This is a genomic window from Catellatospora coxensis, assembly GCF_016862635.1.
Lineage (GTDB): Bacteria > Actinomycetota > Actinomycetes > Mycobacteriales > Micromonosporaceae > Catellatospora > Catellatospora coxensis.
This window is the reverse complement of record NZ_BONI01000007.1, coordinates 1-19,288: the sequence shown is the minus strand read 5'-3', so window position 1 is coordinate 19,288 and position 19,288 is coordinate 1. Positions and strand designations below refer to the sequence as shown.

Below are 19,288 nucleotides of genomic sequence, written 5' to 3'. Positions count from 1 at the left end.
CAGTCGAGTCGCAACCTTATGTAGATCAAGTGCCTTTTCAGTGGCACTGGTGAAGGTGTAATAAACCGTCGCCTCTGAGATCAACGGATCATGACTGCCAGAAGGGTTGGTGCTCCGTGAGGGCATCGACACGTCCGACATGTTGCCTCAACCTGGTGGACTAAGGCATCCCACATACAGCCCGAGTCGGTTGTCCGCAGTGGGGCCGATCCTTTGCCGCCTCTCCTGTCCCCCGTGTCCCCCGTGTCCCCCAACCCGGTTTGACCAGCGACATCGGAACTGATCATGAGGGACAGTCGGGTGATCATGCTGTCCCCCGTGTCCCTCATGATCGAGAAGAGCGGCTGAAACACTGGCGTGCTGGCGTCGCACGCTGATGTTTCAGCAAGCTCGTCTAGTTGAAAATACATAGTAAGATATATATGTATATATGTGATTTATGCGTGCCACATCCATGCCACATCGAGGGGCACGCAACGGGGAATGGCGGTGAGTCGGGGTGCCGACCGCCGTAATGGTGCAGGTCAGAGGCCTGCCTGGTGAGCCGCTATCCCTGGCTCAGTCCTGGCAGTGTGGGGGTCAGGGGTTCGAGTCCCCTCGGCTCCACCATGGAAAACGCTCAGGTCAGCTGACCTGAGCGTTTTCGTATATGTGCCTTTCGGGGTAACGGCGTAGATCAACCGACCGGGGATGCGGCAGGATTGCCCGGTGCGTATCGGGATGCTCGGGTCGTTCGAAGTCCAGACCGGTGACGGGACCGCCGTGGAGGTGCCCGGCGCGCGGTTGCGCGCGCTGCTGGCCGCGCTCGCGCTCGAACCCGGCCGGATCGTCCCGCGAGCCAGGCTGGTCGACTGGGTCTGGGGCGAGGAGCCGCCCGCCGACGCGGTGAACGCCCTGCAGGTCCTCGTCTCCCGGCTGCGCAAGGTGCTGCCCGACGGGGTGGTCGAGGCGAAGCCCGGCGGCTACCAGCTCACCGTCGACCCGGACGCCGTGGACGTGAGCCGGTTCGAGCGCCTCGTCGCCACGGCCCGCGCCGCGGACGACCCGGAGCGCCTGGAACTGCTGCGCACGGCGCTGGGCCTGTGGCGCGGGACCGCCATGGACGGCATCGCGCTGCAGGGCAGCAGGACGTTCGACGCCGCCGTCTCGGGCCTGGCCGAACGCCACCTCGCCGTGCTCGGGGACCGCGTCGACCTGGAGGTGCGCCTCGGCCGTGGTGCGGATCTGGTGTCCGAGCTGACCGACCTGGTGGCGCGCTACCCGCTGCGGGAGGGCCTGGTCGCGGCGTTGATGCGCGCGCTGGCCGAGGCGGGCCGGGGCGCCGAGGCGCTGACGGCGTACCAGCAGCTGTCCGAGCGGCTCGCCGACGAGCTGGGGGTGGACCCGTCGGCGGAGCTGTCGGCGCTGCACACCGCGCTGCTGCGCGGCGAGATCGGCGGCCGGGCGGAGAACCGCCGGACGAACCTGCGCGCCGAGCTGACCACGTTCGTGGGCAAGGAGGACGACGTCGCGGAGGTGGCCGCGCTCGCCTCCCGGCACCGGCTGGTCACCCTGACCGGGGCGGGCGGCTCCGGCAAGACGCGGCTGGCCACGGAGACCGCGCGGACGATGCTCGGCGACCTGCCCGACGGCGCGTGGCTGGTGGAGCTGGCCCCGCTGCGGGCGGGCGTGGAGCTGGCACAGGCCACGCTGACCGCGCTCGGCCTGCGGGACCAGTCCATCGGCGGGGGATCGGGCGGCGACGCGACGGACCGGCTCGTCGCCGCGCTCCGCGAGCGCGTGATGCTGCTGGTCCTGGACAACTGCGAGCACATGATCGAGGAGGTCTCGGCGTTCGCGGACCGGCTGCTGGGGGAGTGCCGGCGACTGCGCATCGTGGCCACGAGCCGGGAGCCGCTGGGCATCACGGGGGAGGCGCTGTGGCAGGTGGAGCCGCTCGCCCTGCCCGCGGCGGGGGCGAGCCCGGCGCAGGCCGGTTCCGCGCCGGCGGTGCGGCTGCTGCGCGACCGGGCGGAGGCGGTACGCCGCAACGTCGGCTCCGACGAGCAGACCCTGGCCACCATGGTCCGGATCTGCCGGGCGCTCGACGGGATGCCGCTGGCGATCGAGCTGGCCGCGGCCCGGCTGCGCACCATGTCGGTCGATCAGCTCGCCGACCGGCTCGACGACCGGTTCCTCCTGCTGACCGGGGGCAGCCGCACCGCGCTCGCCCGGCACCGGACGCTGCGCGCGGTGGTGGACTGGAGCTGGGACCTGCTGAGCGAGGCCGAGCGCGACCTGCTGCGGCGGCTGTCGGTGTTCTCGGGCGGGGTGAGCCTGGAGGCTGCCGAGCGGGTGTGCGGGGAGCCGGCGCTCGACCTGCTGACCGCGCTGACGGAGAAGTCGCTGCTGCTGTCCTACGGCGACGGCGCGCCGCGCTACCGGATGCTCAACACCATCCGGGAGTACGCGGCGCAGCGGCTCACCGAGGCCGGGCAGGACGAGCCGGCCCGCCGGGCGCACCTGGCGTACCTCACCGAGCTCGCCGAGACCGCCGATCCGCACCTGCGCCGCGCCGATCAGCTCGGGTGGCTGGCCACGGTGGAGGCCGAGCACGACAACATCAGCGCGGCCCTGCGCGAGGCGATCGCGCGGGGCTGGGCGCAGGAGGCGATGCGGCTGGTCGGGGCCGCGGGCTGGTACTGGTTCCTCAGCGGGCACCGGGCCGAGGGCACCGAGCTGGCCATCGCGGCGTCCGCCCTGGAGGGTGAGGTGTCCGACGAGGCGCGGGCGCTGGCGTACACCATCGTGACGCTGTTCGTGACCTCCGGAGCCGCCGGCGACCAGTACCAGGCCCAGGAGTGGATCGAGAAGGCGCACCGGTTCACCCAGCGCAGCGGGTCGCGCCATCCCATCCTCGGGTTCGCCGCGCCGCTGGAGCGGATGCTGCGGGAGCCGACGGACTTCCTGCCCGCGTTCGAGCCGCTGATCGTCGCCGAGGACCCGTGGGTGCGCGCGCAGGCCAGGCTCACCCGGGGGCGGTTCCGGCTCGTGCTCGGCAGCGACGAGACCGACGTGGACACCGACATCGAGACCGCCCTCGGCGAGTTCCGCGCGCTGGGGGACCGGTGGGGGGCCTCGTCGGCGCTGGTCTTCCTGGCCGACCGGCTGGCGGCGCGCGGCGAGTTCGCCCGCGCGGGGGTGCACTACGAGCAGGCGGTCGGGGCGCTGACCGAGCTGGGCGCCACCGAGGAGGTCGTCGGCGTACGGCTGAAGCAGGCCCAGCAGTACTGGCTGCTCGGCGACGAGCGGGCCGCCGCGGCCGCGATGGCCCAGGCGCAGCGGTGCGCCGACGGCATCACCTGGCCGGACACGCTGGCCGAGCTGATGTTCGCGCAGGCGCAGCTGGCGCGGTGGCGTGGCGAACCGGACCAGGCCCGCGAGCGTCTGACGACGATCCACGCGACGTTCGACGTCGAGCGGGGCGGCATCCACATCATGACCCAGGACCTGCACGGCTACCTGGCCGACGACCTCGACCAGGCCCGCGCCCACCGCGCCGAGGCGTTCGAGGCCGCCGCGCGGCTGGGACACCGGCCGATGCTGGCGCAGGCGCTGATCGGGATCGCGGATCTCGCGCTGCGCCAGGGACATCCCGAGCAGGCGGTACGGCTGCTCGCGGCGAGCGACGGCGTGCGCGGCACGCAGGACCGCGCGCAGCCCGACGCCGCCCGGATCATCGAGGACACGCGCAACCGCCTCGGCGAGAGCGCGTTCGCCGAGGCGGTCCAGGACGGGCGGCGGCGGGACTGGCGCGAACTGGCCGAGGCCACGCTCGCTTCGTGAACGTGCCGGGCACGCCGCCGCCCGGCCGGACGTCAGCCCGCGAGCGGGGCCGCTCGGTGCGGCGTGTCGTGGCCCGCTCCGGCGCGGCGGACGACGATGTCGCCGCCATGGCAGCGGGCGCGCAGCGCGACGGCCCGGTCGGGATGCCCGGGGGCGGAAGGTTCCAGCAGGTCGCGCACCTGGCCGGTGGAGGTGCGCGCGTCGAGCCGGACGGCGATGCCCTGGGCGACGCCGACCTCCACCTTGCCGATGGCGGCGTACAGGTCGGCCGGGCCGCCGCCGAGCTCGCCGACGCGGATGTCACCGCCGATGCTCCTGACCGCCGCGCCGCCGTCGATCCTGCGTATCCGGATGTCGCCGTTGGCGTCGACGTCGGCCCGGCCGGTCACGTGGTCCACGACCACCTTGCCGCCGCTGGTCCGCAACCGCACCTCCGTGGCCTGCCCCACCCGGAGGCCCCCGATCGCGGTCTTCAGCCGGCACGAGCCGACCACGCCCTGCACGACGCACTCGCCCTGCGCGGTGTCACCGCGTACGTCTGATCCGGCCGGCAGCCGCACCAGCACCTTCACCGAGCCGTACCGCTTGGTGAACATCGCGCGCACCTTCGGGTGCGTGACCTGCAGTCTGCCGTCGGTGAACGTGATCTCGACCTGTGCGGCGGCCTCGAGGTCGAGCCGCCTGGTGGGGTCGATCGGCTCGACCTCGACCACGGTGTCGGCCCGGTCGCCGGTGACGAAGCGGATGTCCCCGAGGACGATGTCGACCCGCGCCGAGATGGGCGCGGGGGTGTCGAAGGTCGGCATGCGGTGCTCTCCTGAGGTCGGCGGGTCGGTGGGCTGCTGCTCGGCACCCACGGTCGCCTGCCGTCCTGTCACCGCGCCGTCTCGGCGCTGTCGTGGTGGAGCCGTGGCGGCGGTTCGGGCTGCGGCCGCCACGGCCCCGGCGCGGGTGTCAGTGCGAGATGACGAGGTTCACCCGCGACACGATGCTCTTCACCTCGCCGCGACCGGCGAGGCAGTTGATCAGGTCGACCCCGGAGCCGACGAACACCTGGTTGACGTTGCTGCCGAGGAACAGGCCGGCGGTGACGGTGCCGTTGAAGGTCACCACCAGGTTCGTGCCGGACAGCGACGCGGTGCGGATGGCGTTGACCGTGGTGGTCTGGCCGGTGTTCCAGGTGATCGTGAAGTTCACGTTCAGCGTGCCGAGCACCATGGTGCAGTCGTCGAGCATGGTGATCGTCTTGGTCTCGAAGCCGGAGACCAGGTTGGGCCAGCGCGGTGCCTTGCAGGGCTTGTAGTTCGTGGTGCGCGACACCACGGTGGGCTGGTTCACCAGCGTCAGCGGGGGGCTGAACGTGATGGTGTTGGTGCTGCTGGGCGAGGTGCACTGCACGTCGAGCACCGCCGCGCTGGCGGGTGCGGCGGCGAACAGGGTGCCGCCGAGCACCAGCATCGCGGTGAGCGCGACACGGACGAGTCGGACCACCAGGGGCCTCCGATCTAGGGGACGGGGGACGGTCGCCGATAGTCACGCTTCGACGACCACCGATACACTAAGCGTGGCCATAGATCGATAGACTGTCAGATTTCGATATGATGCGACGGCTTGAAACAATCTATTAACATCGATATATTGACTGCTTCGGGCGCAGCTCACAAGCTCGCCGGTGGGGCCGAGCGCATCGTGGCGCCGCCTCCGGACTGCTCCGGAGGCGGCGCCACGGGTGTGTGCGGGTGCGGCTCAGCCGGCGCCGAGCGGTGCGAGCACGCGTACCGCCGAGGTGCCCAGGCCCGACGGCAGCGGCAGGACCGCCGGAGCGGGCGCCGACATGCCGGGGCTGCGCAGCGACATGCTGGCGGGGGAGTACCGCACGCACTGCTCGTGCCAGCGCAGGATGCCCGACATCCAGTCCTTGAGCTGGTCCGCGTACGCCGTCAGCCGCCCCCGGACCGGCTCGTCCAGCCCGAGCTGGTCACACAGGGCGGGCAGCTCCACCGACACGATGTGCTCGAACTGCCGCATGCGCTCGCCCATCAGGCGCGCGACCAGGTCACGAGCGGCGAACCGGTCGCAGCCGAGGAAGCGCTCCAGCACGAACACCAGGTTGTGGACCTCGTCCTCGTACTCGATCTCCTTCTGGTAGGAGAACAGGTCGTTGGTGAAACACGCGTAGTCCTGCGCCGCGTGCTCCAGCTGCTGCAGCACCCGGTGCTCGTAGAGCTCGTCGGGCACCAGGCCCGCGTGGGCCAGCCGGCACAGGCTCATGGTCATGTCCGAGCCGAACGTGGCCCGGCGCATCTCCACGTAGTCCACCGGGTCGGGCACCCGGTTCTGGATCTGGTTGGCCAGCTCCCATACCCACGACGCGGTCATGTCCTCGACCGACTTGCGGAAGCGGGCCCGCGCGCCGGGCTCCATCGGCCCCGCGGTGCGCCGCCACAGGTCCGCCAGGCCGCGTTCCAGCGGCGTCAGCGGCTCCGGCGCCGGCTCGCCGTCCAGCGGCATGAACAGCGCCAGCCGGGCGTTGGCCGCCTTCGCGCCGAGGAAGTCGCGGCCGCGGCCGAACTGCACCGGGAACAGGTCGTCGCCGTAGGTGCCCCAGGTCAGCCAGTTCGACGAGATCTCCAGCTGCTCCGGAGTCGCGTCGGCATGGATCATCGCGGCGCAGTGCGGGAAGTCGAAGCCGGCCAGCGCCCGCTCGTCCCACAGCCCGTGCACGCCGGTGCCCGGCACCGGATCGAGCATGCCCATCTCGCGGCCCCAGGCCACAGTCTGCCGCCGGGCCCGCGCCAGGTGCGGGCTGGTCCGCGGCGTGTACGGCATGTGCAGCGCCGGGATCGGCAGGTGCCCCGGCTGCCGCCCGAGCGGCACGTGGACGTACTGCCCGAACAGCGTCGGCAGGCCCGGGGCCAGCACCGCGGCCGGGCCCTCGGCGCGCGGCGTGATCTTCGTGTACCGGCTGGACCGGGCGTGCCACTCGTGCCCGCCCGCCTGCCAGTCCTGCAGCCCCTTCGCGTACAGGGCCACCGCCAGCTGCTCCGGCGGGGTGACCGCGTTCTCGGCGTACAGCACCGGCAGCTCGGTCAGGGCGGTGTGCTCGAACTGGTGCAGGCGCGAGGTGAGCAGCTCGCCGACCAGGTCGCCGGCCCGCTGGGTGGGCACGTCGAGGAACCTCTCCAGCACCAGCACCGCGTTGGAGTTCTCGCCCTCCTGCGCCACCTCCCGCTGGTACGAGAACAGGTCGTTGCGCAGGTGCACCGCGTCGGCGAAGGTGTCCCGCAGCACCTGCAGCGGCCGCTGCCCGGCGAGCCGGTCGGGCACCTCGGCCCCGCAGGCGTACTCGACCAGGTTCGCCGACCAGGGCGCGCCGCCGACCCGCCGCCGCATCTCGATGTACTCGATCGGGTTGGCGATGCGGTGCCGGTTGATGTTGTCCAGCTCCCACATCGACTCGACCATCAGGTTGTGCGTGCTGGCGACGAAGCGCCGCCGCCACCCGTCGGACATGTGCGGGATGGTGCGCGCCCACAGGTCGGCCAGCCCCGCCTCGGCCGGGTTGCGCGGCTCCGGCGGCGTCTGCCCCGGCTCGGTCATGAACAACTCCAGCCGGTCCAGGTACTCCTGCGCCCCGGCGAGGTCGCGGTCGTACTTGAACGACTCGAGGAAGTGGTCGTCGAAGAAGAAGACCCAGACGTACCAGTCGGTGACCAGGTCCAGCGCCGTCTCGTCGCAGTCGGGGTGGGTGTACGCGCACATCAGCGCGTAGTCGTGCTTGTTCAGCTCCTCCAGGTCCCACACCGGTTCGCCGGACGGGCCGGGGGCGTCGAGCATCCCCATCTGCTCGGCCCAGGCGTTCGAGTGGTCCCGGGCGTGCTGCTCGTGCGGGTTCAGCCGCGCCGGGTGGGGCAGGTAGAAGTCGGGCAGGACGAACGCTTGCATCACCGTCTCCTGACGTATTCCTGGCGATGACGTGCAGGTGCTTGCCGCGGCTGCCACGACTCTATAGGGATACGTCCGTTTTGAGTAGATGGTGAATTCGGCGGGCACGCGTGGGCTCACGGATTTAAGTATGGTGATCAGACGTGGAGAGACACATCGCGTTCACGCGCCTGCGAAACTTCCGCGACCTCGGCGGATACGTCGGCTTCGGGGGGAGGGCCGTGCGCTGGGGCCGGCTCTACCGGTCCGACGCGCTGTCCAAGATGGACGACGAGGACTGGGGCCGGTTCCTCGAACTGGGTGTCCGGACCGTGATCGACCTGCGGTACCCGTTCGAGATCGCCCGGCGCGGGCGGGTGCGGGAGCGGGACGGGCTGGCGTACCACAACCTGAGCGTGGAGCACCGGCCGTACCGGCAGGCGGAACTGGGCCCGGAGGTGGCGACGGGGCCGTTCCTCGCGGGCAAGTACGCCGAGGTCGCGCAGGACGGGGTGGTGGAGCTGCGGCAGGCGCTCGACGTGATCGTCGCGGCCGAGAACGCGCCCGTGGTGTTCCACTGCGCCTCCGGCAAGGACCGCACCGGCGTGCTCGCCGCCCTGGTGCTGACCCTGCTCGAGGTGCCCGACGAGGTCATCGTCGAGGACTTCGCGCTGACCGAGCTGGCCACGGCGGGCCTGGTCGCGGACATCACCGCGCAGATGGGCGTGCCACCGGTCTGGCCCGGCTACGGCCGTGCCCCGGCCGAGGTGATGGCGCTGTTCCTCGCCTGGGCTCGTGAGCAGCACGGCTCCCTGCGCGGCTACGCCGAACAGCGCCTCGGCATCGACGACGCCTACGTCACCCGCCTGCGCGCCAACCTCCTGGAGCCGTGACGCGCGCTCCGACGTCCCGCCTTGTGATCGACGTTGGCCTATCTCATCGAATCCGAGTCGCGAAAATTCGATGAGATAGGCCAGCGTCTATGAAAATCGGGGTGGTGAGGTGGGCGTCCTTGTTCCGTGTAACGGGTCCGGTCAGGGGGTGAGGAGTTTGCGGACCTGGTCGGGGCCTACCGCGAGGAGCAGGGTGGGCAGGCGCGGGCCGGTGTCGCGGCCTACGAGCAGGTGGTAGAGCAGGGCGAAGAACTCGCGCTGGGCGACCTTGAGCTCGGGGGTCGGCTTGACGTCCATCGGCAGGCCCAGGCGGGTCTTCGGGACGCCGTACACCAGGGTGGTCAGGCCCTCCAGGGACCAGTGGTCGTCGAGGCCGGCCAGCAGCAGGCGCAGCGACTCGCGCTGGTCGTCGTCGAGCTTGCCCAGCAGCACGGCGTCGGGCTCGGCCAGGACCCGGGTGCGCTGCTCGGCGGGCACCTGGGTGGTGATCCAGTGCTGGGCGCGGTCCAGGCGCGGGCGGGTCTCGTCGAGCGAGGCCACCGGGTCGGCCGGGTCCAGGTCGCGCAGGATGCGCAGGGTCTGCTCCGGGTCGCCGGTGGTGATGTCCACGATCGAGGCCAGCGTGCGGTACGGCAGCGGGTGCGCCGTCACCGGCAGCGGGCCCGCGGCGGTGCCGACGGCACGGCTGTACGCGGCGGTGTCGGCCGCGTTCGCGGCGCCCTCGCCCACCTTGCGGCCCAGCGTGTCCCACTCGTCGTAGAGGCGCTGGATCTCCTGGTCGAACGCGATCTTGAACGCCTGGTTCGGGCGGCGCCGCGCGTAGAGCCAGCGCAGCAGCGGCGGCTCCATGATCTGCAGCGCGTCGGCCGGGGTCGGCACGCCGCCCTTCGAGCTGCTCATCTTCGACATGCCGGAGATGCCGACGAAGGCGTACATCGGCCCGATCGGCTGCTGCCCGCCGAACACCTCGCCGACGATCTGCCCGCCGACCTGGAACGACGAGCCGGGGGAGGAGTGGTCCACGCCCGACGGCTCGAAGACGACGCCCTCGTACGCCCAGCGCATCGGCCAGTCGACCTTCCACACCAGCTTGCCGCGCCGGTGCTCGGACAGCAGCACCGTCTCGGTGTGCCCGCACTGGCAGGTGTAGGTCAGCTCGGTCGACGCGTCGTCGTAGGCCACCACCGTCGTCAGGTCCCGGTCGCAGACCGAGCAGTACGGCTTGTACGGGTAGTAGCCCGCCGCGCCGGTGCCGTCGTCCTCGGCGGCCGCGCCGGAGCCCTCGGCGGCCTCCTGCGCCGCGGCGGCCTCGTCCTCGTCGAGCTTGCCCTGCTGCGGCGCGCCCGAACCGGTCCGGCCCTTGGTGCGGTAGCGGTCCAGCACGGCGTCGATCTTGCCGCGCTCGCGCATGGCCAGCAGGACCTGCTCCGTGTACGCCCCCGAGGTGTACATCTCGGTCTGACTGATGCCGCGGTACTCCACGCCCAGCTGCGCCAGCGACTCGATCATCGAGGCCTTGAAGTGCTCCGCCCAGTTCGGGTAGGCGCTGCCCGCCGGTGCCGGGACCGAGGTCAGCGGCTTGCCGATGTGCTCGCCCCAGGACGGGTCGATGCCCGCCGGCACCTTGCGGTAGCGGTCGTAGTCGTCCCAGCTGATGATGTGCACGACCTCGTGCCCGCGGCGGCGGATCTCGTCGGCGACCAGGTGCGGGGTCATCACCTCGCGCAGGTTGCCCAGGTGGATCGGGCCCGAGGGGCTCAGCCCGGACGCGCAGACGATCGGTTTGCCCGGAGCGCGACGCTCTGCCTCGGCGATGACCTCGTCAGCGAAGCGGGAGACCCAGTCGGCCTCCGGGGTTGCGGCCACGATCGGCACGTCCTTCCAAGAGAAAGCGAACTGGCCCCATTCTCCCGGATCGGCCCAGCGAGTTTCGCGACGCCCCTACCCACCGTGATCCGCGGTCCGGCCCCGACCGCGCGCGCCGCGCCAAGATCGTCGGAATTGCCCGGCACCGGTGCGTATCTTGACCGCCTATTCGCCCACGTGCCAGGCAAGTCTAGCGATCTTGGCGCGGCGTGCGGCGTGCGGCGTGCGGCGGGTCAGGCGCGGCGCGCGGTGGGTGAGGTCAGTTGACGAGGGCGTGGGCGGGCAGGACCACGGAGGCGGCGATGCCGCGCTCGCCCGCGGGCTCCAGCTCGACGCGCATCTCGTGGCGCTGGGCCAGGCGGCTGACCACCTCGATGCCCATCTGCCGGCAGGTCGCGGCGGTGATCGGGCTCGGGTGGGCCAGCCGGTGGTTCAGCTCGCGCAGCCGCTCCGCGCCGATGCCGATACCCCGGTCCTCGATGAGCAGCACCGCCCGGTCGGCCACCCGGCGCGCCTCGACCAGCACCGTGCTGTCCGGCGGCGAGAACGCGGCCGCGTTGTCGAACAGCTCCGCCAGCAGGTGCACCAGGTCGTTCACGGCCGGGGCGACCACGGCCAGGCTCTCGTCGATCACGCCGAACTCGATCCGGCGGTAGTCCTCGACCTCGGACCGGGCCCCGTGCAGCACGTCGACCAGGCTGACGGGCTCACGCCGGATCCGGGCGGACTCGCCGCCCGCGAGCACCAGCAGGCTCTCGTCGTTGCGCCGCATCCGGATGGCGAGGAAGTCGAGTTCGAAGACGTCCTTCATCCGGTCGGCGTCCGGCTCCACCTGCTCCATGCGGTCCAGGCAGCTGATCAGCCGGTCGACCATCGCCTGCGAGCGCCGGGAGAGGTGGAACAGCATGTTGATCGTCTCTTCCTCCCCCGCGGTGGGGTCGGCTGAGCTCACCATGATGACCACTTTCCTGTGACCCGGGGTTACGGCCAATCACATATACCAGTACAGGGCGTGCTTGGCGAGACTCAATCACGTTTCTTGCAGTCCCCGGACGGGCGGCGGAATCGGGCTTCCGGTCGACAAAGGCGTCACGGGCAGCGACGCTGGAGACATGGTTGCCGTGCCCGACCGTCATCGTGTGCGCGCCGTGCTCCTCGACGGCGACGACATGGTCCTGTTCGAGCGGACCCGCCCCGGCGTGCCGCGGCGCTACTGGGCCACGCCCGGCGGCGGCGTGGACCGCGGCGACGCGAACCTGCTGGCCGCGCTCTACCGGGAACTCGACGAGGAGCTGTGCGCGGTGGTGACTCCGCCGGTGCCGCTGACCTTCGTCGACACCCGGCGCGAGGACGGCCTCTGGCAGCGCCAGCACCTGTTCGCGTGCAAGCTCGTGTCGATGGACGTCGCGGGCCGCTACGGCGCCGAGTTCGCCGACCCCGCCAAGGGCACGTACGACGTGGTGCGGGTGCCGTTCACGGCCGAAGCCATCGGGGACCTGAACATGCAGCCCGAAGGAGTGGCGGCCTACCTGAGGACGGCGATCGACCAGGTGTGGCAGGCCGCCCAGGACGGCCGGGCCGGCTACAGCGTCTCCTTCGCGTCCGGCACCCCGGCCGAGTCCCTCCGCCAGGCGCTGCACGACGCGTACGGCCTGGACCCGGCCGACGTGTTCACCGGCACCGCCGAGGACCTGATGGCCGCCGCCGACGTCCGCGCCACCGTCTGGATCAACCCCGACGCCGGCGACCCGCAGTACGGCTGCGAACTCAGCGCCGGCGACTCCCTGGCCCGCGCCACCGGCGTCAGCGAACTCGAACTCGCCACCCGCCTCTGCCGCCTGACCGCCACCACCGCCCTCGTCGCCGCCACCCCCCTCCACACCTGGCTCGTCACCCCCGACGGCGACTACCACCACTCCCACGCCCTCCGCCCCTGACGACCTGGCGAAGGAAGGGCACCTTCCCAACCGAATCCGTAGAGGAAGGGCACCTTCTTAACTCCTGTTGGCTGCTGACCAGCGGGGCAGGGTCGCGCTCGCGGCCGAGTGCCGGCACGCGGGGGAGCGCTTCGACGTCGCCGGCGGCATCTCATCGAGCAGGCGCGGCCGGGCTGCAGCGGGGGGCGAGTCGGTGGGCACGCGGCCGGAGTACGTGTCAGGTGGTGATGCGCTGCTGGCCCGCGTACACGTTCATGGTCTGGCCGCGCAGGAAGCCGACCAGCGTCATGCCCGCCTCGGCGGCCAGGTCGACGGCGAGCGTGCTCGGCGCGGACACCGCCGCCAGCACGCTGATCCCGGCCATCCACGCCTTCTGGGTCAGCTCGAAACTGGCCCGGCCGGACACCAGCAGCACGTGCCCGGCCAGCGGCAGCCGCCCGGCCCGCAGCTGCATGCCGATGAGCTTGTCGACCGCGTTGTGCCGGCCGACGTCCTCGCGTACCCCGACCAGCTCGCCGTCGGGCGTGAACAGCCCGGCCGCGTGCAGCCCGCCGGTGCGCTCGAAGGTGCGCTGGGCGGCCCGCAGCCGGTCCGGGAGCATCGCCAGCGTACGGGCGTCGACGGTGACCGGGTCGGCGGCCACGTCGTGCGGGGACCGGGTGCGGATGGCGTCGATGCTGGCCTTGCCGCACACCCCGCAGGAGGACGTGGTGTAGAAGTTGCGCTCCGTCCCGGCCGCCGGTGGCGGCACATGGTCGGCGAGCACGACGTCGACGACGTTGTACGTGTTCGCGGGCGCGGCGGGCTCCACGTCGTCGACTACCCCGGGCCCGCCGAGCTGCTCCGCACCGGGTCCGCCGACCGCCCCGCCCGCAACCGCACCAGCGACCCGCGGCCCCGCCGCAGCTCCGGCTCCGCCGATGTTAAGAAGGTGCCCTTCCTCTACGTATTTGGTTGGGAAGGTGCCCTTCCTTTCGCCAGCGCCAGCGACGGTGCCGGCGCCGGCGCAGAGTTGGGCGGTGAGGATGTCGGTGGGGTGGGTGATGACGCCTTCGGTGAGGAGGAAGCCGAGGGCGAGGTCGAGCTCGTCGCCGGGGGTGCGCATGGTGACGGCGAGCGGGGGGCGGGGGCCGCGGCGGTGGCCGACGCGGATCTCCAGGGGCTCCTCGGCGGCCAGGGTGTCCTGGCGGCGTACGGAAGCCGGCCCGCCGAGGTCGATCCGGGTCACCTGCCTGCGGTCGCTGGCCCGGCCCATCAGACGGGCTGCAGCCGGACGATGATCTGCTTCGAGGTCGGCGTGTTCGACCCGGCCGCTGTGGAGTCCAGCGGCACCAGCACGTTCGCCTCGGGGAAGTAGGCGGCGGCGCAGCCGCGCACGGTCGGGTACGCGATGACCCGGAACGCGGGCGCGCGCCGCTCGCCGTCGGCCCACTCGGAGATCAGGTCGACCATGGACCCGTCCGCGACGCCGAGGTCGGTCAGGTCGTCGGGGTTGACGAAGACCACCCGCCGGCCCGCCTTGACGCCGCGGTAACGGTCGTCGAGGCCGTAGATCGTGGTGTTGTACTGGTCGTGGCTGCGCAGCGTCTGCAGCAGCAGCCGGCCCGGGGGCACGGTCAGCACCTCCAGCGGGCTGACGGTGAACCGTGCCCTGCCGTCCGGGGTGGGGAAGCTGCGGCTGTCGCGGGGCGGGTGCGGCAGGGTGAACCCGGCCGGTGTGCGCACCTTCGCCTCGAAGCCGTCGAAGCCGGGCACGGTCTGCTCGATCAGCGCCCGGATCGCCCGGTAGTCCCGCGCGTACGACTCCCACGGGATCGTCGACTCCGGCAGCACCGCGCGGGCCAGCCCGCACACGATGGCGACCTCGGAGAGCAGCAGGGGCGAGGCCGGGTCGAGGCGGCCGCGCGAGGCGTGCACGTTCGACATCGAGTCCTCGACGGTGACGAACTGGTCCCCGCCGGCCTGGGTGTCCCGCTCGGTACGGCCCAGCGTGGGCATGATCAGCACGGTCTGCTCGTCGGCGGTGACCACGTGCGAGCGGTTGAGCTTGGTGGACACGTGCACGGTGAGTGTGCAGCGCCGCAGCGCCGCCTCGGTGACGTCGGTGTCGGGGCTGGCCGCGGCGAAGTTGCCGCCGACCGCGACGAACACCTTCGCGTGGCCGTCGCGCATGGCCCGGATCGCCTCGACGGTGTCGTGCCCGCGCCCGGTCGGCATGGCCACGCCCAGCCGCTCGCCGAGCCTGCCGAGCCACGTCGGCGGCTCGTGCCAGATGCCCATGGTCCGGTCGCCCTGCACGTTGGAGTGCCCGCGCACCGGGCACAGGCCCGCGCCGGGCTTGCCGATCATGCCGCGCAGCAGCTGCACGTTGACGACTTCCCGGATCGTCGCGACGGCGTCGCGCCCCTGGGTGAGGCCCATGGCCCAGCAGACCACGGTCGCCTCGGACGCGGCGAACAGACGCGCCGCCGCCTCGATCTCCTCGGCGCTCAGCCCGGTCGCGCGGGCCACCAGCTCGGCGTCCACCTCGCGCACCGCGGTGGCATAACCCTCGAACCCCGAGGTGTACGCCGTGACGAACGCCTCATCGACGGCTCCCCACTCGACCAGCTTCGCCCCGATCGCCTGGAACAGGGCCAGGTCGCCGCCGACCCGGATCGGCAGGTGCAGGTCGGCCAGCGGGGTGCCGGAGCCGACCAGCCCGGCGACCTTCTGCGGGTTCTTGAAGCGCATCAGCCCGGCCTCGGGCAGCGGGTTGATCGAGATGATCTTCGCGCCGCGCTGCTTGGCCTTCTCCAGGGCGGCGAGCATGCGCGGGTGGTTGGTGCCCGGGTTCTGGCCGACCACCGCGATCAGCTTCGCGTCGTGGATGTCGTCGAGGGTGACCGAACCCTTGCCCATGCCGATGGTCGCGCCCAGCGCCACGCCCGACGACTCGTGGCACATGTTGCTGCAGTCGGGCAGGTTGTTGGTCCCGTACGCCCGCGCGAACAGCTGGTAGAGGAACGCGGCCTCGTTCGAGGTGCGTCCCGACGTGTAGAACAGCGCCTGGTCCGGCTCGATGGCCTTGAGGTGCTCGGCGGCCAGCGCGAACGCCTGCGCCCAGCCGAGCGGGCGGAAGTGCGTCGCGCCCGGGTGCTTGACCATCGGGGTGGTCAGCCGGCCCTGCTGGCCCAGCCAGTAGTCACTGCGCCCGGCCAGCTCGGCGATCGGGTGCGCGGCGAAGAACTCCGGGGTGATCCGGCGCAGGGTGGCCTCCTCGGCCACGGCCTTGGCGCCGTTCTCGCAGAACTCGGCGGTCGCGCGGTGCTTGGGGGCCGGCTCCGGCCAGGCGCATCCGGGGCAGTCGAACCCCTCGGCCTGGTTGACTTTGAGCAGGGTGAGCGCCGTACGGCGGACCCCCATGTGGCTCATCGCGGCGGCCAGGCCGTGCCGCACGCCGGGCAGCCCCGCCGCCGCGGCCTCGGGGCCGCGCACAGTGAGATCCCGGTCACCGACGTCGTCGCGGGGCGGCTTCTTTGCCATGCTCAAACGATCTCACGTCCGGGGTGCGTCGCCCAGCCGGGCTCAGGTCTAACCTGAGTCGTTCGCCGGTACCCCGACCGGCGACATCCCTGCTGGGGAGGATGATCATGAAGGATTGGATCGCCGGCCTGCTGGCCGTGCTGGGCACCCTGCTCGTCCTGGCCGGAGCCACGGTCACCGTGGTCAAGACGCTCACCCCCGACCCGGCCGGCACCCCGGCCGGCACGGACCCGCTGGGCGGGACCGCCACCACCAACGGCAACAGGTTCTCGCGCTGGCTGCACCGCATCAACGCGGCCGACCGGCTCATCGGCTGGGGCGTGATCCTGCTCGCCCTGGGCGCCGTCGCGGCAGGTGCGATCGAGTTCAACCTCGGCGCGTCGGCCGGCACTCGCTGAGCTGCACGCCGTCCAATGCGAATGGCCCGGCATGAGAATGCCGGGCCATTCGTATAGATGGCTCGGCGCGCCTGGGCACCCCGTGCTCCGAGGCCGCCTGCGAAGGATTATTCTGCCTCCGAGGTACGCCTCGAATGATCAATCCGGGTGACGGCGCGAGAGTGGGGCGCGGCAGCCGGGCCAGCTACAGGAGGCCAGACGTGACCACCGTCGCACCGCAGCCGATCGCGACCCGGCCCTACCCCGTGCGCAAGCAGGTCAAGGGTTCCGCGATCGCGCGCCTGCTGCGCACCACGGATGCGAAGCAGATCGGGATCATGTACATGGTCACCGCCTTCGTGTTCTTCCTGATCGGCGGCCTGATGGCGCTGCTCATGCGCGCAGAGCTGGCCGCGCCGGGCATGCAGTACCTCTCCCCGGAGCAGTACAACCAGCTGTTCACCATGCACGGCACGATCATGCTGCTGTTCTTCGCGACGCCGATCGTGTTCGCGTTCGCGAACTTCGTGGTGCCGATCCAGATCGGCGCGCCGGACGTGTCGTTCCCGCGGCTGAACTCCTTCGCGTACTGGCTCTACCTGTTCGGCGCGAGCCTGGCGACCGCCGGGTTCATCACGCCGGGTGGTGCCGCCGACTTCGGCTGGTTCGCGTACGCGCCGCTGAACGACGCGATCAACTCGCCCGGCATCGGCGCGGACATGTGGATCGCCGGCCTGGTGCTGTCGGGTCTGGGCACCATCCTCGGCGCGGTCAACATGATCACGACGATCCTGACCCTGCGCGCGCCCGGCATGACGATGTTCCGCATGTCGATCATGACCTGGAACATCCTGGTCACCAGCCTGCTCGTCATCATGGTCTTCCCGCTGCTGGCCGCCGCGCTGCTGGCCCTGCTGGCCGACCGCCGCCTCGGCGCGCACGTGTTCGACCCCGCCACCGGCGGACCCATGCTGTGGCAGCACCTCTTCTGGTTCTTCGGCCACCCCGAGGTGTACATCGTCGCGCTGCCGTTCTTCGGCATCATCTCCGAGGTCATCCCGGTCTTCAGCCGCAAGCCGATCTTCGGTTACACCGGTCTGGTCGCCGCCACCCTGCTGATCGCCGCCCTGTCGATGAGCGTGTGGGCGCACCACATGTTCGCCACCGGCCAGGTGCTGCTGCCGTTCTTCTCGTTCCTCAGCTTCCTGATCGCCGTGCCCACCGGTATGAAGTTCTTCAACTGGATCGGCACCATGTGGCGAGGGCAGATAACGTTCGAGACACCGATGCTGTTCGCCATCGGCTTCCTCGCGATCTTCCTCTTCGGCGGCCTCTCGGGCGTGCTGCTGGCCAGCCCGCCGATCGACTTCCACGTCTCGGACTCGTACTTCGTCGTCGCGCACTTCCACTACGTGCTCTTCGGCACCATCGTGTTCGCGGTGTACTCCGGCGTCTACTTCTGGTTCCCGAAGATGTTCGGCCGGATGCTCGACGAGAAGCTCGGCAAGGTGCACTTCTGGCTGACCGTGATCGGCTTCAACTGGACCTTCCTGGTGCAGCACTGGCTCGGCGCCGAGGGCATGCCCCGCCGGTACGCCGACTACCTGCCCAGCGACGGCTTCACCTTCCTGAACGCCTTCTCCACCGTCGGCGCGTTCATCCTGGGCGCCTCCACGCTGCCGTTCCTCTACAACGTGTGGAAGTCGTACCGCACCGGCCCGCTGGTGACCGTCGACGACCCGTGGGGCCACGGCAACTCCCTGGAGTGGGCGACCAGCTGCCCGCCGCCGCTGCGCAACTTCGACCGCATGCCCCGCATCCGCTCGGAGCGCCCCGCCTTCGACGCCAAGTTCCCGCACCTGGCCGTGTCCACCGGCACCAAGGCCCCGGTCATCGAGGCCCCCAGCTACTCCCACGGCCGCCACGGCGGCGACCACGAGGTCTAGCCACCACCGCCCACCCCGGGGCCCGGTCCGCACCATGCGGCCGGGCCCCGGCTTTTTGGCGTTGATCATGAACTTATGGCACGGCTCGACGGTGTGTCGCCGGCATAACTTCATGATCGTCGGCGTGGTGGGGCCTGGTGCCGGGCATGCCGGGACCGCGGTGGCGAGGCCGGCTGGGGCAGGATGGAGCCATGCCGGAAGGGGACACCGTCTGGAACACCGCCAAGGTGCTGCGGGACGGGCTGGAGGACGCGGAGCTGATCGGGTCGGAGTTCCGCGTGCCGCACCTGGCCACCGTCGACCTGGCGGGCTACCGGGTGGCCGACTCGCTGAGCCGGGGCAAGCACCTGCTGCTGCGGGTGGTCTCGCCCGAGCACCGCGAGCTGACGCTGCACTCGCACCTGCGGATGGAGGGCGCCTGGCGGGTGTACGCCCCCGGTGAGCGCTGGGCGGGCCGCCCGGCGCACCTCATCCGGGTCGTGCTGCGCACCGCGAAGGCCGTCGCCGTCGGCTACCACCTGCACGATCTCAAACTCGTGCCGACCGCGCGGGAGGCGGAGCTGGTCGGCCACCTCGGCCCGGACCTGCTCGGGCCCGACTGGGACCCCGCGGAGGCGGTACGGCGGCTGTCGGCCGACCCCGCCCGCCCCGTCGGCGAGGCGCTGCTCGACCAGCGCAACCTCGCCGGGATCGGCAACCTCTACCGGTGCGAGCTGCTGTTCCTGCGCGGTGTGTGGCCGTGGACGCCGCTGCGCGACGTGCCCGACCTGCCGGGCATGGTGGCCCTCGGGCAGCGCCTGCTGGCGGCCAACCGGGGCCGCTGGACCCAGTCCACCACCGGCTCGCTGCGCCGCGGCGAGACCAGCTACGTGTACGGCCGCCGCGCCCAGCCCTGCCGCCGCTGCAACGGCCCGATCGCCAAGCGGGACGGCGACGGCGACGGCGAGCGCATCACGTACTGGTGCCCCCGCTGCCAGCCACAACCCGCCGACACC

At 71.4% G+C, this 19,288-nt stretch carries 13 protein-coding genes; 6 read left to right on the top strand and 7 right to left on the bottom strand.

The genetic code is table 11. The annotated features are described in order from the left end of the window. Positions 1-708 precede the first annotated feature (708 nt). Complete coding sequence (locus Cco03nite_RS05645) at positions 709-3,825, top strand: AfsR/SARP family transcriptional regulator (RefSeq protein ID WP_203689196.1); 3,117 nt, start codon at positions 709-711, stop codon at positions 3,823-3,825. 32 nt (positions 3,826-3,857) lie between these two features. On the opposite strand, the gene Cco03nite_RS05640 is transcribed toward Cco03nite_RS05645, so the two are convergent. From Cco03nite_RS05640 to Cco03nite_RS05630, 3 genes are all read right to left on the bottom strand, one after another. Continuing rightward, positions 3,858-4,703 (bottom strand): DUF4097 family beta strand repeat-containing protein, encoded by an 846-nt coding sequence (locus Cco03nite_RS05640; RefSeq protein WP_239167144.1) that lies wholly within the window; start codon positions 4,701-4,703, stop codon positions 3,858-3,860. A gap of 76 nt (positions 4,704-4,779) precedes the next feature. Beyond that, positions 4,780-5,316 carry a hypothetical protein gene (locus Cco03nite_RS05635; RefSeq protein ID WP_203689190.1) on the bottom strand — a complete coding sequence of 179 codons (537 nt, stop codon included), beginning with the start codon at positions 5,314-5,316 and terminating at the stop codon, positions 4,780-4,782. Positions 5,317-5,571: 255 nt separating this feature from the next. Continuing rightward, positions 5,572-7,770 carry a terpene synthase family protein gene (locus tag Cco03nite_RS05630; RefSeq protein ID WP_239167143.1) on the bottom strand — a complete coding sequence of 733 codons (2,199 nt, stop codon included), beginning with the start codon at positions 7,768-7,770 and terminating at the stop codon, positions 5,572-5,574. Positions 7,771-7,913: 143 nt separating this feature from the next. Between Cco03nite_RS05630 and Cco03nite_RS05625 the strand changes: the two genes are divergently transcribed. Continuing rightward, on the top strand, positions 7,914-8,642 hold the full coding sequence (locus tag Cco03nite_RS05625) for a tyrosine-protein phosphatase (protein ID WP_203689188.1): 729 nt from the start codon (positions 7,914-7,916) through the stop codon (positions 8,640-8,642). 141 nt (positions 8,643-8,783) lie between these two features. Here the strand turns inward: Cco03nite_RS05625 and lysS are convergent, their stop codons facing one another. Both lysS and Cco03nite_RS05615 read right to left on the bottom strand, forming a co-directional pair. Beyond that, a complete protein-coding gene (gene lysS / locus Cco03nite_RS05620; RefSeq protein ID WP_203689182.1) occupies positions 8,784-10,508 on the bottom strand; it encodes a lysine--tRNA ligase in 1,725 nt (574 codons plus the stop codon). 259 nt (positions 10,509-10,767) lie between these two features. Continuing rightward, positions 10,768-11,463, bottom strand: coding sequence for a sensor histidine kinase (locus tag Cco03nite_RS05615; protein ID WP_203689181.1), 696 nt, complete (start codon positions 11,461-11,463; stop codon positions 10,768-10,770). 184 nt (positions 11,464-11,647) lie between these two features. On the opposite strand from Cco03nite_RS05615, the gene Cco03nite_RS05610 reads away from it, so the two are divergent. Then, a complete protein-coding gene (locus Cco03nite_RS05610) occupies positions 11,648-12,445 on the top strand; it encodes an NUDIX domain-containing protein (protein ID WP_203689179.1) in 798 nt (265 codons plus the stop codon). A gap of 217 nt (positions 12,446-12,662) precedes the next feature. Here Cco03nite_RS05610 and fdhD read toward each other — a convergent pair whose 3' ends face one another. Continuing rightward, on the bottom strand, positions 12,663-13,700 hold the full coding sequence (gene fdhD / locus Cco03nite_RS05605; RefSeq protein WP_203689177.1) for a formate dehydrogenase accessory sulfurtransferase FdhD: 1,038 nt from the start codon (positions 13,698-13,700) through the stop codon (positions 12,663-12,665). Further along, entirely contained in the window at positions 13,700-15,970 is a 2,271-nt protein-coding gene (locus Cco03nite_RS05600; protein ID WP_203689175.1) for an FdhF/YdeP family oxidoreductase, read from the bottom strand. The genes fdhD and Cco03nite_RS05600 overlap by 1 nt, the downstream gene beginning before the upstream one ends. A gap of 107 nt (positions 15,971-16,077) precedes the next feature. Here Cco03nite_RS05600 and Cco03nite_RS05595 point away from each other — a divergent pair, with 107 nt between their 5' ends. The 3 genes from Cco03nite_RS05595 to Cco03nite_RS05585 all read left to right on the top strand — a co-directional run. Beyond that, positions 16,078-16,368 carry a hypothetical protein gene (locus Cco03nite_RS05595; protein WP_203689166.1) on the top strand — a complete coding sequence of 97 codons (291 nt, stop codon included), beginning with the start codon at positions 16,078-16,080 and terminating at the stop codon, positions 16,366-16,368. Positions 16,369-16,568: 200 nt separating this feature from the next. Next, the gene (ctaD, locus tag Cco03nite_RS05590) at positions 16,569-18,293 is read left to right on the top strand and encodes an aa3-type cytochrome oxidase subunit I (protein WP_203689164.1); all 1,725 of its coding nucleotides are present in this window, start codon (positions 16,569-16,571) and stop codon (positions 18,291-18,293) included. A gap of 191 nt (positions 18,294-18,484) precedes the next feature. Next, a partial coding sequence (locus tag Cco03nite_RS05585) for a DNA-formamidopyrimidine glycosylase family protein (RefSeq protein WP_203689162.1) occupies positions 18,485-19,288 on the top strand: 804 nt, incomplete at its 3' end.

Bases quoted from the DNA above. Each gene is read 5' to 3' on its own strand.
- Cco03nite_RS05630 (WP_239167143.1), bottom strand. From the start codon at position 7,770: ATGCAAGCGTTCGTCCTGCCCGACTTCTACCTGCCCCACCCGGCGCGG.
- Cco03nite_RS05615 (WP_203689181.1), bottom strand. From the start codon at position 11,463: ATGGTGAGCTCAGCCGACCCCACCGCGGGGGAGGAAGAGACGATCAAC.
- fdhD (WP_203689177.1), bottom strand. From the start codon at position 13,700: ATGGGCCGGGCCAGCGACCGCAGGCAGGTGACCCGGATCGACCTCGGC.
- Cco03nite_RS05600 (WP_203689175.1), bottom strand. From the start codon at position 15,970: ATGGCAAAGAAGCCGCCCCGCGACGACGTCGGTGACCGGGATCTCACT.
- Cco03nite_RS05595 (WP_203689166.1), top strand. From the start codon at position 16,078: ATGAAGGATTGGATCGCCGGCCTGCTGGCCGTGCTGGGCACCCTGCTC.